We start from the raw sequence: 16,152 nt of genomic DNA on the forward strand, positions 1-16,152 counted from the left end.
CGTGTACGTCCTCTTTGACCCGCAGGTTTATCAGGGAATTGAAGGGAAAATGTCGCAAGGAGTGTAGCAAAAAAGCGGCATGGATCGGCAAATCGCTCCCATTTGTTAGCGCTATCGTAAAGGGCACTTCGTGGTGTTGCGCCGTCACTTGTGCGTGATATTATCGCAACAGCCTTTTACACCCTGACAGTCAACCTAAGAGAAAGAGAACCATGACGGACAAACTTACTTCCTTGCGTCAGCTGACTACTGTGGTCGCCGACACCGGTGATATCGCGGCGATGAAACTTTACCAGCCGCAGGACGCGACCACGAACCCTTCTTTGATTCTCAACGCCGCTCAAATCCCTGAATACCGCAAACTGATTGACGAAGCCATTACCTGGGCACGTCAGCAGAGCAGCAACAAAGAAGATCAGCTGGCGCTGGTTTCTGACAAGCTGGCCGTCAACATTGGTCTGGAAATTCTCAAACTGATCCCTGGTCGCATCTCGACTGAAGTCGATGCGCGCCTCTCTTACGACACTGAAGCGAGCATCGCTAAAGCGCGTAGCCTGATCAAACTGTACAACGATGCGGGCATCAGCAATGACCGTATCCTGATCAAACTGGCGTCAACCTGGCAGGGCATTCGTGCTGCTGAGCAACTGGAAAAAGAAGGTATCAACTGTAACCTGACGCTGCTGTTCTCCTTCGCGCAGGCGCGTGCCTGTGCCGAAGCGGGCGTGTTCCTGATCTCTCCATTCGTTGGCCGTATCCTCGACTGGTACAAGCAGAACACCGATAAGAAAGAGTATGCAGCCCACGAAGATCCAGGCGTGGTGTCTGTGGCTGAAATCTACAGCTACTACAAGCAGCACGGTTATGAAACCGTGGTAATGGGCGCAAGCTTCCGTAACGTTGGTGAAATCATTGAGCTGGCTGGCTGCGACCGTCTGACCATCTCTCCGGGCCTGCTGAAAGAGCTGGCTGAGAGCGAAGGCACCGTTGAGCGTAAACTGAGCTACACCGGCGAAGTGAAAGCGCGTCCAGCGAAGATGACCGAAGCTGAGTTCTTCTGGCAGCACAACCAGGATCCAATGGCCGTTACCAAACTGGCTGAAGGTATCCGCAACTTTGCCATCGATCAGGGCAAACTTGAGAAGATGATCGCCGAGCTGCTGTAAGGTGATTGGCCGTGGCGGCAACCGCTGCCACGGTTTTACGTTTTTTCCCCCGCTTCTTGTATTATCCTTCTAACTACTCACGTCATTTGCTGCCATGCAGCTAACCACAGCGATAACTCTATGGATACTTTACGAATTGGATTAATTTCCGTTTCCGATCGTGCTGCTAACGGCATCTATCAGGATCAGGGCATTCCGGCGTTAGAGAGCTGGCTCACCGCCGCGCTGGCTACGCCGTTTGAAATTGAAACGCGTCTGGTACCGGATGAGCAGCCAATGATTGAGCAGGCGATTTGCGAGCTGGTCGATGAGCTGTTCTGCAATTTGGTCCTCACCACCGGCGGCACCGGACCGGCGCGGCGTGATGTGACGCCAGATGCCACATTGGCGGTTGCCGACCGTGAAATGCCGGGCTTCGGCGAGCAGATGCGCCAAATTAGCCTGCAATTTGTGCCGACCGCTATTTTGTCTCGCCAGGTTGGCGTGATCCGTAAGCAGTCGCTGATCCTCAATCTGCCGGGCCAGCCAAAATCCATTAAAGAGACGCTGGAAGGGCTGAAAGCGGAAGATGGAACGGTAAAGGTGCCGGGGATTTTTGCCGCTGTACCTTATTGTTTACAGCTACTGGAAGGGCCGTATGTGGAAACTCATGCCGATGTGGTAGCAGCTTTTCGCCCCAAAAGCGCCCGTCGTGAGACAAATGACTAAAAATCGGCATTTTCAGGCATAAAATCCAGCGGCACTGGTGTGGCAAAATATTGACGGTATAGTAATTCAATCTTTACATAAGTTGTTTTGCCTCTGGATACCGCTGGATTATGGATACGCACGCAACGCGCCGACTCAACGGGCAGGATTACAAAACCCTGTCGCTGGCCGCCCTTGGTGGGGCGCTGGAATTCTACGACTTCATTATCTTCGTCTTCTTTGCCGCCGTGATTGGCGAACTGTTCTTCCCGCCTGACATTCCTGAATGGTTGCGTCAGGTGCAGACTTTCGCCATCTTTGCTGCGGGTTATCTGGCGCGTCCGTTAGGCGGCATTATCATGGCGCACTTTGGTGACAAAGTGGGGCGTAAGAAGATGTTCAGCCTCAGTATTCTGCTGATGGCGCTGCCGACGTTGGCGATGGGCGCATTGCCCACTTATGCCAGCATTGGCATCGCTGCGCCGTTATTGATGCTGCTAATGCGCGTGCTGCAAGGCGCGGCTATCGGCGGTGAAGTGCCTGGCGCGTGGGTGTTTGTCGCCGAACATGTGCCTGAAAAACGCATTGGTTTTGCCTGCGGCACGCTGACCGCAGGCTTAACCGCAGGGATTCTGCTCGGTTCGCTGGTGGCAACGGTGCTGAACACCACGCTGTCACCGGCTGCGATGCGCGATCATGGCTGGCGCATTCCTTTCTTCCTCGGCGGTGTGTTTGGCTTGCTGGCGATGTATCTGCGTCGCTGGCTGCATGAAACCCCGGTGTTTCAGCAGATGCAACAGCGTAAAGCGCTGGCAGAAAAAATGCCGCTGCAAACCATTTTCGCCAGCCATAAGCGCGGCATCGTAATTTCGATGCTGCTCACGTGGCTGCTGTCGGCCTGCATTGTGGTGGTGATTTTGATGGCGCCGACGCTGATGCAAAAACAGCACGGCATTCCCGCCGCGCTCAGTCTGCAGGCCAACAGCTTCGCCACCATTATGCTGCTGCTGGGTTGTGTTATCGCCGGATGGCTGGTGGATCGCTTCGGCGCGGCGCGTTCGCTGATGGTCGGTTCAATACTGCTGGCGATCGGCAGCTGGAACTTCTTCCATCAGTTAAGTAGCACGCCGGAAATGCTGTTTGTTTGGTACGGTTTAGCGGGCCTGAGCGTAGGTGTCGTCGGTGTAGTGCCGTTTGTGATGGTGCGCGCATTCCCGGCGGCGGTGCGCTTTACCGGCATCTCATTCTCGTACAATGTTGCTTACGCGATTTTCGGTGGTCTGACGCCGATTAGCGTAACGCTGATGATGAGCCTGACGCCAATGGCGCCTGCCTGGTATGTGCTGGCGCTGGCGATAATTGGCTTTATGGTGGGAATCTGGCTGTGGCGCGATAGCCGTCAGCAGTATGCGCAGTTAGATATGTCGCTGCACTCGTCATAATGCAAAAAGCGGAGCCAAACAGCTCCGCTATTCATTTGTCACTCGCCAATCGGCAATACCGTACGACCAAACTTCTCGTTCAGCACTTCGCCCATCGCCAGATAAAACGCACTCGATCCGCAAATAATGCCAATCCAGCCGGCAACGCGCAGCAGTCCCGCGTTATCGGTCAGGTGGCCGATAGCCAGCAGCGCAAACAGCAGCGTCAGGCTGGCGAAGATGAACTGCAGCATTTTCGGTGACTTCAGCGTGCCGAAAAACAGGAATGCAGTGAACACGCCCCACAGCGCGAGATACGCGCCAAGGAAGTGGCCGTCGGCCGCCTCTGCCAGCCCCAGTTTCGGCAGCAGTAGAATCGCCACCAACGTTAACCAGAAGCTGCCGTAAGAGGTAAAGGCGGTCAGCCCGAAGGTGTTGCCTTTCTTATACTCCAGCAGCCCGGCAAAAATTTGCGCGATGCCGCCGTAGAAAATCCCCATCGCCAGGATGATCACATCCATCGCAAACAGGCCGGTGTTGTGTAAGTTGAGCAGGATGGTGGTCATACCGAATCCCATCAGGCCCAACGGGGCGGGATTCGCCAGCGTGGTATTGCTCATAATTCCTCAGAAGCAGCGTTGAAGATGTTGTTCGTGTTTTACACCCGCGCAAACCGCTGGGGGCGCGAGGCGCTGCATAATAAGCGGCCTCTTTTTGGCCAACTTTGATCTGAATCGACGAGAGAGTGAAATTTTTTTTAGTTTTAACCCTTGATGCGCATCGAACCGGCCCCATTTACTTGTCATCGAGCGTTGTGAGGCAGCAAAAAAAGCCTGCTTCAGCAGTTGAAAGTGGTCAGTTTGACCGCATCTCTGTTTCACAACCCAAATTGGCAAAGAATTTAAGTAGGAGACGTTTAGATGGGCAAGATTATTGGTATTGACTTGGGTACAACCAACTCATGTGTTGCAGTTATGGATGGTGGTAAAGCACGCGTACTGGAAAACGCCGAAGGCGATCGCACCACGCCGTCGATCATTGCGTATGCACAGGATGGCGAAACTCTGGTGGGTCAACCGGCTAAACGTCAGTCTGTGACCAACCCGCAGAACACCCTGTTTGCGATCAAGCGCCTGATTGGCCGTCGCTTCCAGGACGAAGAAGTACAGCGTGATATTAAAATTATGCCGTACAAAATCATCGGCGCAGATAACGGCGACGCATGGCTGGACGTAAAAGGCCAGAAAATGGCACCGCCGCAGATTTCTGCTGAAGTGCTGAAAAAGATGAAGAAAACCGCGGAAGATTTCCTCGGTGAAGCCGTCACTGAAGCGGTTATTACTGTTCCAGCTTACTTCAACGATGCGCAGCGTCAGGCGACCAAAGACGCCGGCCGTATCGCGGGTCTGGAAGTAAAACGTATCATCAACGAACCAACCGCAGCTGCACTGGCTTACGGCCTGGATAAAGGTCAGGGCAACCGCACCATCGCGGTATACGACCTGGGCGGCGGTACTTTCGATATCTCAATCATTGAGATCGATGACGTTGATGGCGAGAAAACCTTTGAAGTTCTGGCAACCAACGGTGATACCCACCTTGGTGGTGAAGACTTCGATAGCCGTCTGATTAACTATCTGGTGGCTGAATTTAAGAAAGATCAGGGCATCGATCTGCACAACGATCCGCTGGCCATGCAGCGTCTGAAAGAAGCGGCAGAGAAAGCCAAGATCGAGCTGTCTTCAGCACAGCAGACCGACGTTAACCTGCCGTACATCACGGCGGATGCGACCGGTCCTAAGCACCTGAACATCAAAGTAACACGTGCGAAACTGGAATCACTGGTTGAAGACTTGGTTTCTCGCTCTATCGAGCCGTTGAAAGTGGCTCTGCAAGATGCAGGTCTGTCTGTTTCAGACATCAACGACGTGATCCTGGTGGGCGGTCAAACGCGTATGCCAATGGTTCAGGCCAAAGTGACTGAGTTCTTTGGTAAAGAGCCACGTAAAGATGTGAACCCGGATGAAGCGGTAGCCGTGGGTGCTGCGGTTCAGGGCGGCGTGTTGGCGGGTGAAGTGAAAGACGTTCTGCTGCTGGACGTGACTCCGCTGTCGCTGGGTATCGAAACCATGGGCGGCGTGATGACTTCGCTGATTAGCAAGAACACCACCATCCCAACCAAGCACAGCCAGGTGTTCTCTACCGCTGAAGATAACCAGTCTGCCGTGACGATTCACGTGCTGCAGGGTGAGCGTAAGCGTTCAGGTGATAACAAATCCCTGGGCCAGTTCAACCTCGACGGTATCCAGGCTGCACCGCGCGGTATGCCGCAGATCGAAGTCACCTTCGATATCGATGCGGATGGTATCCTGCACGTGTCTGCGAAAGACAAAAACAGCGGTAAAGAGCAGAAGATCACCATCAAGGCTTCTTCTGGTCTGAATGAAGAAGAGATCGAAAAAATGGTGCGTGACGCGGAAGCGAACGCCGAGTCTGACCGCAAGTTCGAAGAGCTGGTTCAGACCCGTAACCAGGGCGATCAGATTTCGCACAGCACCCGTAAGCAGCTGGACGAAGCGGGCGACAAACTGTCTGCTGACGACAAAGCGCCAATCGAAGCTGCGTTGACCGAGCTGAACACCGCGCTGAAAGGCGAAGACAAAGCAGAAATCGAAGCCAAAATGCAGGCATTGATGGAAGTGTCCAGCAAACTGATGGAGCTGGCACAGCAGCAGGGTCAGGCAGCTGATGCAGGCGATGCTTCTGCACAGAAAGAAGACGACGTTGTCGACGCTGAGTTCGAAGAAGTTAAAGACAAAAAATAATTGCCCCTGACCGGGCGCGACGGCTGGCCTGACAGCCGTTGAAACCAGCACGGGCGTAGGAGATCTCTCCACGCCCGTGCGATCATGTTAAGGGCAGAACAAATATGGCTAAGAGTGATTTATACGAGATCTTAGGCGTCTCTAAATCCGCAGATGAGCGTGAAATCAAAAAGGCTTATAAGCGCCTGGCGATGAAATACCATCCGGACCGTAATCCGGACAATAAAGAAGCCGAAGCGAAGTTTAAAGAAATTAAGGAAGCCTACGAAATTCTGACCGACGCACAGAAGCGTGCGGCCTACGACCAATATGGTCACGCAGCCTTTGAACAAGGCGGCATGGGCGGCGGTGGTGGCTTCGGCGGCGGCGGTGCTGACTTCAGCGATATCTTTGGCGACGTATTTGGCGATATTTTTGGTGGTGGCCGCCGTCAGCGTGCCGCACGTGGCGCCGATTTACGCTACAACATGGAGCTAACGCTGGAAGAAGCGGTACGCGGCGTGACCAAAGAGATCCGCATTCCAACACTGGAAGAGTGCGATGTCTGCCACGGCAGCGGCGCGAAGGCGGGGACCAAACCGCAGACCTGTCATACCTGCCATGGCGCAGGCCAGGTGCAGATGCGTCAGGGCTTCTTCACTGTGCAGCAGGCGTGTCCGACCTGTCACGGTCGCGGTTCAGTGATCAAAGATCCGTGCAATGCTTGTCATGGTCACGGTCGCGTTGAGCGCAGTAAAACCCTGTCGGTGAAAATTCCAGCAGGCGTGGATACCGGCGATCGCATTCGTCTGACCGGCGAAGGTGAAGCGGGCGAACAGGGCGCACCAGCGGGCGATCTGTACGTTCAGGTTTCGGTGAAAAAGCACCCGATCTTCGAGCGTGAAGATAACAACCTATATTGCGAAGTGCCGATTAACTTTGCGATGGCAGCATTGGGTGGCGAGATTGAAGTGCCGACGCTTGATGGGCGTGTGAACCTGAAAGTGCCTTCTGAAACGCAAACTGGCAAGCTGTTCCGCATGCGCGGTAAAGGCGTGAAATCGGTGCGTGGTGGTGCGGTAGGCGATTTGCTGTGTCGTGTGGTGGTGGAAACGCCAGTTAGCCTCAATGACAAACAGAAAGCGTTACTGCGTGAACTGGAAGAGAGTTTTGGCGGCCCGAGCGGTGAGAAAAACAGCCCGCGCTCCAAAAGCTTCCTCGACGGCGTGAAGAAGTTTTTTGACGATTTAACACGTTAATCCCGTCTGGCATGCTTAATAAAGCGGAGAGGAAACTCTCCGCTTTTTTTATGTTTTCCCGCCAACGCGTCGCTGCTGATATAAGCTCAATCTGCCTGGCGTGATATAAAAGCAGAAACCCTCTCGTAATGCATCGGTATTATCGAGTCGTTAACGAGACATAAGCTGCTTTTAACGAGGTGTTTGAGTCGCTACACTTCTCAGCCTAAATGTCTCTACTCAGGAGGAGTTGTGAACAAACCCCGTTCTCTTCGAAGCTTACTGAAAAGCTTTATTGCCAGCGATGCCAGCAACGGCATGGTGCTGATTCTGGCGGCCGTCGCGGCAATGATTTTGGCTAACAGCGCGGAAACCGCTCAAGCTTATCAATCGTTTCTCGCCGAGCCGGTGCAGATTCGCTTCGGTGCATTAGACATCAGCAAAAACCTGCTGCTGTGGATCAACGATGCCATGATGGCGCTGTTCTTCCTGCTGATTGGTTTGGAAGTGAAACGTGAACTAATCACCGGTGAACTCGCCAGCCGCGATCGCGCCATTTTCCCGGTGATTGCGGCAATTGGCGGCATGGTTATGCCGGGACTGATTTTCCTGCTGCTTAATTATGGCGATCCTATTGCGCGTAACGGCTGGGCAATTCCTACTGCTACTGATATCGCCTTTGCATTGGGTGTGCTGGCACTGTTGGGCAGCCGCGTGCCAACCGCGCTGAAAGTGTTCCTGATGGCGCTGGCGATTATTGATGATCTCGGCGCTATCGTGATTATCGCGCTGTTCTACACCAGCGATCTCTCCGTGCTGTCGCTGAGCGTAGCGGCAGGTGCGATTGTGCTGCTGGCGATTCTCAATCGTTGCGGCGTGCGTAACATTGCCATCTATATGTTAGTCGGCATTGTGCTGTGGACGGCGGTGCTCAAATCGGGTGTGCATGCAACGTTAGCGGGCGTGATTGTTGGCTTCTTCGTGCCGCTGGAAGAGAAGAACGGCCATTCTCCAGCCGAGCATCTGGCGCATGGTTTAATGCCGTGGGTAAACTGGCTGATTCTGCCGCTGTTCGCTTTTGCCAACGCCGGCATCTCGCTGAGCGGCATTACCTTTATGGATACGCTGTCGCCAGAGCCGCTGGGCATCATTCTCGGCTTGCTGATTGGTAAACCGTTGGGTATCACGCTGTTCTGCTGGCTGGCGGTGAAGTGGCGGCTGGCGGTGTTGCCGGCGGGCACCACGATACGCGATATCATGGCGATTGGTGTGCTGTGCGGTATCGGCTTCACCATGTCGATCTTTATCAGTTCGCTGGCGTTTGATGCCGCCCATGAGCAACTGGTGACCTTCTCCAAGCTGGGGATTCTCAGTGGCTCACTGCTCTCAGCGGTGATTGGTTACACGCTGCTGCGCATCAAATTGCGTTAAAAGAGGAAGGGGGCGAAAGCCTCCTTTTTTTGCCGATGAATCAGCTCAACTTTAATCATCTCTACTATTTCTGGCAGGTGTGTAAAACCGGTTCGGTAGTGCGCGCGGCGGATGTGCTGTGCCTGGCGCCACAGACGGTCACTGGCCAGATTAAATCGCTGGAAGAGCAACTCGGCGGCGTGCTGTTTCGTCGTCAGGGGCGCGGTTTAGTGCCGACGGAGCTTGGTCAGCTGGTGTTCCGCTATGCCGACCGCATGTTCATGCTGAGCCAGGAGATGCTCGATATCGTTAACTACCGCAAAGAGTCGCATCTGCTGTTTGACGTTGGCGTGGCGGATGCGTTGTCTAAGCAACTGGTGAGCAAGGTGCTAGAGGCTGCGGTGGTGGCTGAAGAGAGAATCCATCTGCGCTGCTTTGAATCGACGCACGAGATGCTGCTGGAACAGCTAAGCCAGCACAAGCTGGATATGATTCTTTCCGATTGCCCAATTGATTCGACTCAGCAGGAAGGGCTGTTTTCGGTCAAGCTGGGCGAGTGTCCGATCAGCTTCTGGTGCAACACACCGTTACCGACGCTGCCGTTTCCTGCCAGCCTGGAAGAGCGGCGTTTGCTGATTCCGGGGCGTCGCTCGATGCTGGGTCGCAAACTGCTGAACTGGATTCACAGCCAGGGATTGCAGGTGGAGATTCTGGGCGAGTTTGATGATGCGGCATTAATGAAAGCTTTTGGTGCGCTGAACAACGCGATATTTGTGGCTCCGACGCTGTATGGCGACGAGATTTATCGGGATGACGCCATCAAAGAGATTGGGCGGTTGGATGCGGTAATGGAGGAGTATCACGTGATCTTTGCCGAACGGATGATTCAGCATCCGGCGGTACAGCGGATCTGCCATCGCGACTTTAGTGCGCTGTTTACCCCTGAATTGCAGGCATAAAAAAACCGGCTAAGCGCCGGTTCTTTTTTACAAAGCGATTAACAGACGGGCGATTAAGCCAGTTTGTTGATCTGAGCAGTCAGGTTTGCTTTATGACGTGCAGCTTTGTTTTTGTGGATCAGACCTTTAGCAGCCTGACGGTCCACGAGTGGTTGCATTTCGTTGAATGCGTTCTGCGCAGCAGCTTTGTCGCCTGTTGCGATAGCCGCGTATACTTTCTTGATGAAAGTACGCATCATTGAACGGTTGCTTGCGTTATGCTTGCGACGTTTCTCAGATGTTACGGCGCGTTTCTTAGCTGATTTGATATTAGCCAAGGTCCAACTCCCAAATGTGATCTATATGGACAAATCAAAGGCCGAGGACTATGCCTTTTGCGCCTTCTTATGTCAATGGATTTGTGCAAATAAGCGTCGTTTTAAAAACAACACTCGATTACGTAATTGATGGCGCAGGATTCTACCAGCAACGCGGCGTTGAATACAGTATTTCGCAGCAAAAATCTTCAGATCCTTGCTAAGCAATTGCCCACGCGTGGAATAAGCCGCGCCAGAAGCAGGAAAGGCACGTATACGGGTTAACCTAAACGCCATTCAAGGGTATAATCCGCCGATTTCCACCGGTTTGAGTCAGCCATGAAGTTTATCCGCGGTATTTATAATCTGAAAGTGCAGCATCGCGGCTGCGTCCTGACCATTGGCAATTTCGACGGCGTACATCGCGGCCACCAGGCTTTGATGGCGCAGCTGATTGCCGAAGGACGAAAACGCAATCTGCCGGTGGTGGTGATGGTATTTGAGCCACAACCGCTTGAGCTGTTTGCCGGCGACAAAGCCCCGGCGCGCCTTACGCGTTTGCGTGAAAAGCTGAAGTACCTCGAACAAGCGGGTGTTGATGCCGTACTCTGCGTACGTTTTGATCGTCGCTTCGCTGCGCATTCGGCGCAGAGTTTTATTTCTGAATTGCTGGTAGACAAGCTCAACGTCAAGTTCCTGGCCGTCGGCGATGATTTCCGCTTCGGCGCTGGTCGCCAGGGGGATTTCCTGTTATTACAGAAAGCCGGTGCGGAGTATGGCTTTGAGGTTATCAGCACCCAGACCTATTGTGACAGCGGCAAGCGCATCAGCAGCACCGCGGTTCGTCAGGCGCTGGCGCAGGATGATTTTGCGCAAGCCGAAGCGCTGCTGGGCCATCCGTTCAGCATCTCAGGCCGCGTAGTGCACGGCGATGCACTCGGGCGCACCATCGGTTTTCCAACGGCTAATCTCCCTTTGCGTCGCACCGTTACGCCGGTTAAAGGCGTGTTTGCGGTGGCAGTGTTGGGCCTTGGCGATCAGCCGCTGCCCGGCGTGGCCAATATTGGTACGCGCCCAACGGTAAAAGGTTTACGTCAGCAGCTTGAAGTTCATCTGCTCGACACACATATGAATCTCTATGGGCGTCACATTGAAGTGGTGCTGAAACAGAAGATTCGCGATGAACAGCGTTTCGCTTCGCTGGACGCGCTGAAAGAACAAATTGCGAAAGATGTGGTGACAGCCCGCCAATTCTTTGGGCTAAAAACACCGGTTTAATGACCGAAATACGGAATCGAGAATCTGATGAGTGACTATAAATCTACCCTGAATTTGCCGGAAACGGGGTTCCCGATGCGTGGCGATCTGGCCAAGCGTGAACCGGGAATGCTGCAACGTTGGTATGATGACAACCTGTACGGCATCATCCGCGAAGCCAAAAAAGGGAAAAAAACCTTTATTTTGCACGATGGCCCTCCTTATGCGAACGGCAGCATTCATATTGGTCACTCAGTTAACAAGATTCTGAAAGACATTATCGTTAAGTCGAAAGGCATGGCGGGCTACGACTCGCCGTACGTTCCAGGTTGGGACTGCCACGGCTTGCCGATTGAGCACAAAGTTGAACAGATGATTGGTAAGCCGGGCGAAAAAGTGAGCGCGTCTGAATTCCGTGCCGCTTGCCGCCAATATGCGGCAGAGCAGGTTGAAGGCCAGAAAAATGACTTCATCCGCCTCGGCGTGCTCGGTGACTGGGATCGTCCTTATCTGACGATGAATTTCCAGACCGAAGCCAACATCATCCGTGCGCTGGGTAAAATCATCGGCAACGGCCATCTGCACAAAGGCGCTAAGCCGGTGCACTGGTGCATGGATTGCCGTTCGGCGCTGGCTGAAGCGGAAGTGGAGTATTACGACAAAACTTCGCCATCCATCGATGTGATGTTCAATGCCGTGGATGCCGATGCGGTGCGCGCGAAGTTTGGCGTCGCTGCTTCAGAAGGCCCGGTTTCACTGGTGATCTGGACCACCACGCCGTGGACCATGCCAGCCAACCGCGGTATCTCGCTGCATCCTGAATTTGAATACCAGCTGCTGCAAATCGACGGTCGCAGCCTGATTCTCGCCAAAGAGATGGTTGAGAGCGTGATGAAGCGCGCGGGCATCAGCGACTGGACCGTGCTGGGCGAATGCAACGGCGCGGCGCTGGAGCTGCAGCTGTTCCAGCATCCGTTCCTCGAGCAGATCCAATCGAAAGTGGTATTGGGTGAGCACGTGACGCTGGAAGCCGGTACCGGTGCGGTACATACCGCACCAGGCCATGGCCCGGATGACTATGTTATCGGTCAGAAATACGGTCTGGAAACCGCCAATCCGGTGGGGCCGGATGGCGCGTATCTGCCAGGCACCTACCCGACGCTGGATGGTGTAAACGTCTTTAAAGCCAACGACATGATCGTTGAGCTGCTGAAAGAGAAGGGCGCGCTGCTGCACGTGGAGAAGCTGCTGCACAGCTACCCGCACTGCTGGCGTCATAAAACGCCAATCATCTTCCGTGCCACGCCACAATGGTTCATCAGCATGGATCAGAAAGGCCTGCGTGCGCAGTCGCTGAAAGAGATCAAAGGCGTGCAGTGGATCCCAGATTGGGGCCAGGCGCGTATCGAAGCGATGGTAGCGAACCGTCCGGACTGGTGTATCTCACGTCAGCGTACGTGGGGTGTGCCAATGGCGCTGTTCGTGCATAAAGAGAGCGAGCAGCTGCATCCGGATACGCTGGAGCTGATGGAGAAAGTCGCGAAACGGGTTGAGCAGGACGGCATTCAGGCGTGGTGGGATCTCGATCCGCGCGACCTGATGGGCGACGACGCGGACCATTACGTCAAAGTGCCAGACACCTTAGATGTCTGGTTCGACTCCGGATCAACCAGCTACGCGGTGGTGGATGCGCGTCCTGAATTCGGCGGCCATACGCCAGATATGTACCTGGAAGGTTCGGATCAGCATCGCGGCTGGTTCATGTCTTCACTGATGATCTCCACGGCGATGAAAGGCAAAGCGCCTTATCGTCAGGTACTGACGCACGGTTTCACCGTGGATGGTCAGGGCCGCAAGATGTCGAAATCGATCGGCAACACCGTGGCGCCGCAGGATGTGATGGATAAGCTGGGTGCGGATATTCTGCGTCTGTGGGTCGCTTCTACCGATTATTCCGGTGAGATGGCGGTCTCCGACGAAATCCTGAAGCGTGCCGCAGACAGCTATCGTCGTATCCGTAACACCGCGCGTTTCCTGCTGGCAAACCTTGCTGGCTTTAACCCGGCGACCGATTGCGTCAAGCCGGAAGAGATGGTGGTGGTGGATCGCTGGGCGGTTGGCCGTGCGCTGGCAGCGCAGCAGGATATCGTGCACTCCTACGAAAACTACGATTTCCACGAAGTGGTGCAGCGTCTGATGCACTTCTGCTCAATCGAAATGGGCTCGTTCTATCTCGATGTGATCAAAGATCGTCAGTACACCGCAAAAGGCGACAGCCTGGCGCGTCGCAGCTGCCAAACCGCGCTGTGGCACATCGTTGAAGCGCTGGTGCGCTGGATGGCGCCAATCATGTCCTTCACCGCAGACGAAATCTGGGGCTACCTGCCGGGCGAGCGCGCGAAATACGTGTTCACCGAAGAGTGGTATCAGGATCTGTTTGGTCTGGCAGATAACGAAACGCTGAACGATGCTTATTGGGATGATGTGCTGAAAGTCCGCGGTGAAGTGAACAAGGTGATTGAGCAAGCGCGTAGCGACAAACGCATCGGCGGTGCGCTGGAAGCGACGGTGACGCTGTATGCGGATGCCGAGCTGGCAGCCAAGCTGCAGGCGCTGGGCGATGAGCTGCGTTTCGTGCTGTTAACTTCAGGCGCGACCGTGGCGGATTACGCTACTGCCAGCGATGAAGCGCAGCAGAGCGAGCTGTTCAAAGGTCTGAAAATCGCGCTGCACAAAGCAGAAGGCGAGAAATGTCCGCGCTGCTGGCATTACACTACTGACGTTGGCCAGAATCCGGAGCATGCTGCGGTGTGTGGTCGTTGCTACACCAACGTCGCCGGCAATGGCGAACAGCGGAAATTTGCCTGATGAGTAAAGCGCTCTCTTCAACCAGTTTGCGCTGGCTTTGGCTGGTGCTGGTGGTGATTGCCATCGATTTTGGCAGCAAGATGTGGGTCATCAACAACATGATGCTGCACGAAACGCGGCCGCTGATGCCGTTCCTGAACCTGTTCTACGCGCATAATTATGGCGCGGCGTTCAGTTTCCTGGCCGACAAAGGCGGCTGGCAGCGCTGGTTCTTCGCCGGCATCGCCATTGCTATCGTGGTGGCGCTGTTGGTGATGATGTATCGCAACGCTGCCAGCAACAAATTAACCAATATTGCCTACGCCCTGATTATCGGCGGGGCGTTGGGTAACCTGTTTGACCGTTCGTATCACGGCTTTGTGGTCGATTTTATCGACTTCTATGTCGGTGACTGGCACTTCGCGACTTTTAACATCGCCGACTGTGCCATCTGCATCGGCGCGGCGCTGGTGGTGCTGGAAGGTTTTCTCAGCCCGAACGGCAAACCGGCTAAACAGAAAGGGTAACTGATGACAGACTTAGTTCAGCGCGATAGCGCGTTGCTGGTGCATTTTACGCTGAAGCTGGAGGATGGCTCGACGGCCGAATCCACGCGCGCCAACGGCAAACCTGCGCTGTTCCGTCTGGGTGATGGCAGCCTGTCGGGCGCGCTGGAACAGCAGCTACTCGGACGTAAAGTGGGCGACAAGCACGCATTTACGCTGGAGCCGGAAGATGCGTTTGGCGGCACCAGCCCGGATCTGGTTCAGTACTTCTCACGTCGTGACTTTAACGATGCGGGCGAGCCGGAAGTGGGTGCCATCATGCTGTTCAGCGGCCGCGGCGGCAGCGAAATGCCTGGCGTGATCCGTGAAGTTTCCGGTGACTCGATCACCGTAGACTTCAACCATCCGCTGGCGGGTCAGCGCATTCAATTTGATATTGAAGTGCTGGAGATTGATCCGGCGCTGGAGGCCAACGATGCAAATCCTGTTAGCTAACCCACGCGGTTTCTGCGCAGGCGTTGATCGCGCCATCAGCATCGTTGAGCGCGCGCTGGAGATGTACGGCGCGCCCATCTACGTGCGTCACGAAGTGGTGCATAACCGCTACGTGGTGAGCAGCTTGCGCGAACGTGGGGCGATTTTCATTGAAGAGATCGCTGAAGTGCCGGATAACGCCATTCTGATCTTCTCCGCGCACGGCGTATCGCAAGCGGTTCGCGCCGAAGCCAAAGCGCGTAACCTTACCATGCTGTTTGATGCGACCTGTCCGCTGGTGACCAAAGTGCATATGGAAGTGGCGCGCGCTAGCCGTAAAGGTGTTGAAGCGATTCTGATTGGTCACGCGGGGCATCCGGAAGTGGAAGGCACCATGGGCCAGTACAGCAATCCCAACGGCGGCATGTATCTGGTGGAGTCGCCGGAAGATGTGTTCAAGCTGAACGTCAAAGATGAGAGCAACCTGTGCTTTATGACGCAGACCACACTTTCAGTCGATGATACTTCGGACGTGATTGATGCACTGCGTCAGCGCTTCCCGGCGATTATCGGTCCACGTAAAGATGACATCTGCTACGCCACCACCAACCGTCAGGAAGCGGTACGCGTCTTAGCGCGTGATGCTGAAGTGGTGCTGGTAGTGGGATCAAAAAACTCCTCTAACTCGAACCGTCTGGCCGAACTGGCGCAGCGTGCTGGTAAGCTGGCGAAGCTGATTGATTCGGCTGATGACATCCAGGAAGAGTGGGTCAAAGACAAGCAGGTCATCGGCGTCACCGCGGGCGCTTCTGCTCCTGATATTCTGGTGCAACAGGTGATTCAACGTCTGCGTGAGCTCGGCGGTGAAGCGGCGATTGAGCTGATTGGCCGTGAAGAGAACATCGTGTTTGAAGTACCAAAAGAGCTGCGCGTCGACGTGCGAAACGTGCAGTAAGCGGTTTACACCGTAGTAAAATCAGGCCGACATTGTTCGGCCTTTTCTTTGCCTGTCGCTGTAGAAAATCCTGCTTCCAGCATGCGGGATTGCTTTTACTGATAATGTTTCGCGGCTGGCATAAAATTCTTA

The 16,152-nt window shown here is 54.5% G+C and carries 14 protein-coding genes; 12 read left to right on the plus strand and 2 right to left on the minus strand.

Going from position 1 to position 16,152, the window contains the following annotated elements:
* Positions 1 to 212 precede the first annotated feature (212 nt).
* The 3 genes from tal to PO881_RS03145 all read left to right on the plus strand — a co-directional run bounded on the left by tal (position 213) and on the right by PO881_RS03145 (position 3,295).
* Complete coding sequence (tal, locus tag PO881_RS03135) at positions 213 to 1,166, plus strand: transaldolase (protein WP_137385129.1); 954 nt, start codon at positions 213 to 215, stop codon at positions 1,164 to 1,166.
* A gap of 120 nt (positions 1,167 to 1,286) precedes the next feature.
* Positions 1,287 to 1,874 carry a molybdopterin adenylyltransferase gene (gene mog, locus PO881_RS03140; RefSeq protein ID WP_101762156.1) on the plus strand — a complete coding sequence of 196 codons (588 nt, stop codon included), beginning with the start codon at positions 1,287 to 1,289 and terminating at the stop codon, positions 1,872 to 1,874.
* A gap of 110 nt (positions 1,875 to 1,984) precedes the next feature.
* A complete protein-coding gene (locus PO881_RS03145; RefSeq protein ID WP_137385130.1) occupies positions 1,985 to 3,295 on the plus strand; it encodes an MFS transporter in 1,311 nt (436 codons plus the stop codon).
* A 38-nt stretch (positions 3,296 to 3,333) separates the two neighbouring features.
* Here PO881_RS03145 and satP read toward each other — a convergent pair whose 3' ends face one another.
* Entirely contained in the window at positions 3,334 to 3,894 is a 561-nt protein-coding gene (gene satP / locus PO881_RS03150) for an acetate uptake transporter (protein ID WP_101762154.1), read from the minus strand.
* A gap of 300 nt (positions 3,895 to 4,194) precedes the next feature.
* Between satP and dnaK the strand changes: the two genes are divergently transcribed.
* From dnaK to nhaR, 4 genes are all read left to right on the plus strand, one after another.
* Positions 4,195 to 6,099 (plus strand): molecular chaperone DnaK, encoded by a 1,905-nt coding sequence (gene dnaK, locus PO881_RS03155; RefSeq protein WP_101762153.1) that lies wholly within the window; start codon positions 4,195 to 4,197, stop codon positions 6,097 to 6,099.
* Positions 6,100 to 6,203: 104 nt separating this feature from the next.
* The gene (dnaJ, locus tag PO881_RS03160; RefSeq protein WP_101762152.1) at positions 6,204 to 7,337 is read left to right on the plus strand and encodes a molecular chaperone DnaJ; all 1,134 of its coding nucleotides are present in this window, start codon (positions 6,204 to 6,206) and stop codon (positions 7,335 to 7,337) included.
* Between the two features lie 231 nt (positions 7,338 to 7,568).
* A complete protein-coding gene (nhaA, locus tag PO881_RS03165; protein ID WP_222185244.1) occupies positions 7,569 to 8,747 on the plus strand; it encodes a Na+/H+ antiporter NhaA in 1,179 nt (392 codons plus the stop codon).
* Positions 8,748 to 8,782: 35 nt separating this feature from the next.
* Complete coding sequence (gene nhaR / locus PO881_RS03170) at positions 8,783 to 9,685, plus strand: transcriptional activator NhaR (RefSeq protein ID WP_137385132.1); 903 nt, start codon at positions 8,783 to 8,785, stop codon at positions 9,683 to 9,685.
* Positions 9,686 to 9,738: 53 nt separating this feature from the next.
* Here the strand turns inward: nhaR and rpsT are convergent, their stop codons facing one another.
* Complete coding sequence (rpsT, locus tag PO881_RS03175; protein ID WP_036619798.1) at positions 9,739 to 10,002, minus strand: 30S ribosomal protein S20; 264 nt, start codon at positions 10,000 to 10,002, stop codon at positions 9,739 to 9,741.
* Positions 10,003 to 10,320: 318 nt separating this feature from the next.
* Here rpsT and ribF point away from each other — a divergent pair, with 318 nt between their 5' ends.
* From ribF to ispH, 5 genes are read left to right on the plus strand one after another with little or no spacing between them, the layout of a single operon-like run.
* Complete coding sequence (gene ribF / locus PO881_RS03180) at positions 10,321 to 11,259, plus strand: bifunctional riboflavin kinase/FAD synthetase (RefSeq protein ID WP_280172442.1); 939 nt, start codon at positions 10,321 to 10,323, stop codon at positions 11,257 to 11,259.
* Positions 11,260 to 11,286: 27 nt separating this feature from the next.
* Positions 11,287 to 14,106, plus strand: a complete 2,820-nt coding sequence (gene ileS / locus PO881_RS03185) for an isoleucine--tRNA ligase (protein WP_192412412.1) — start codon at positions 11,287 to 11,289, stop codon at positions 14,104 to 14,106.
* Complete coding sequence (gene lspA / locus PO881_RS03190) at positions 14,106 to 14,612, plus strand: signal peptidase II (protein WP_280172443.1); 507 nt, start codon at positions 14,106 to 14,108, stop codon at positions 14,610 to 14,612. Before ileS ends, lspA begins: the two co-directional genes overlap by 1 nt.
* Before the next feature lie 3 nt (positions 14,613 to 14,615).
* Positions 14,616 to 15,086 (plus strand): FKBP-type peptidyl-prolyl cis-trans isomerase, encoded by a 471-nt coding sequence (gene fkpB / locus PO881_RS03195; RefSeq protein WP_101762146.1) that lies wholly within the window; start codon positions 14,616 to 14,618, stop codon positions 15,084 to 15,086.
* On the plus strand, positions 15,067 to 16,020 hold the full coding sequence (ispH, locus tag PO881_RS03200) for a 4-hydroxy-3-methylbut-2-enyl diphosphate reductase (protein ID WP_064737614.1): 954 nt from the start codon (positions 15,067 to 15,069) through the stop codon (positions 16,018 to 16,020). The genes fkpB and ispH overlap by 20 nt, the downstream gene beginning before the upstream one ends.
* Positions 16,021 to 16,152: the final 132 nt, after the last annotated feature.

The sequence above is a fragment of the Pantoea sp. SS70 genome, from assembly GCF_029866845.1.
GTDB lineage: Bacteria > Pseudomonadota > Gammaproteobacteria > Enterobacterales > Enterobacteriaceae > Pantoea > Pantoea leporis.

What these genes read in the sequence shown, in the direction of transcription:
- tal (WP_137385129.1), top strand. Translation starts at nt 213, where the DNA reads ATGACGGACAAACTTACTTCCTTGCGTCAGCTGACTACTGTGGTCGCC.
- mog (WP_101762156.1), top strand. Translation starts at nt 1,287, where the DNA reads ATGGATACTTTACGAATTGGATTAATTTCCGTTTCCGATCGTGCTGCT.
- PO881_RS03145 (WP_137385130.1), top strand. Translation starts at nt 1,985, where the DNA reads ATGGATACGCACGCAACGCGCCGACTCAACGGGCAGGATTACAAAACC.
- satP (WP_101762154.1), bottom strand. Translation starts at nt 3,894, where the DNA reads ATGAGCAATACCACGCTGGCGAATCCCGCCCCGTTGGGCCTGATGGGA.
- dnaK (WP_101762153.1), top strand. Translation starts at nt 4,195, where the DNA reads ATGGGCAAGATTATTGGTATTGACTTGGGTACAACCAACTCATGTGTT.
- dnaJ (WP_101762152.1), top strand. Translation starts at nt 6,204, where the DNA reads ATGGCTAAGAGTGATTTATACGAGATCTTAGGCGTCTCTAAATCCGCA.
- nhaR (WP_137385132.1), top strand. Translation starts at nt 8,783, where the DNA reads ATGAATCAGCTCAACTTTAATCATCTCTACTATTTCTGGCAGGTGTGT.
- ribF (WP_280172442.1), top strand. Translation starts at nt 10,321, where the DNA reads ATGAAGTTTATCCGCGGTATTTATAATCTGAAAGTGCAGCATCGCGGC.
- ileS (WP_192412412.1), top strand. Translation starts at nt 11,287, where the DNA reads ATGAGTGACTATAAATCTACCCTGAATTTGCCGGAAACGGGGTTCCCG.
- lspA (WP_280172443.1), top strand. Translation starts at nt 14,106, where the DNA reads ATGAGTAAAGCGCTCTCTTCAACCAGTTTGCGCTGGCTTTGGCTGGTG.
- fkpB (WP_101762146.1), top strand. Translation starts at nt 14,616, where the DNA reads ATGACAGACTTAGTTCAGCGCGATAGCGCGTTGCTGGTGCATTTTACG.
- ispH (WP_064737614.1), top strand. Translation starts at nt 15,067, where the DNA reads ATGCAAATCCTGTTAGCTAACCCACGCGGTTTCTGCGCAGGCGTTGAT.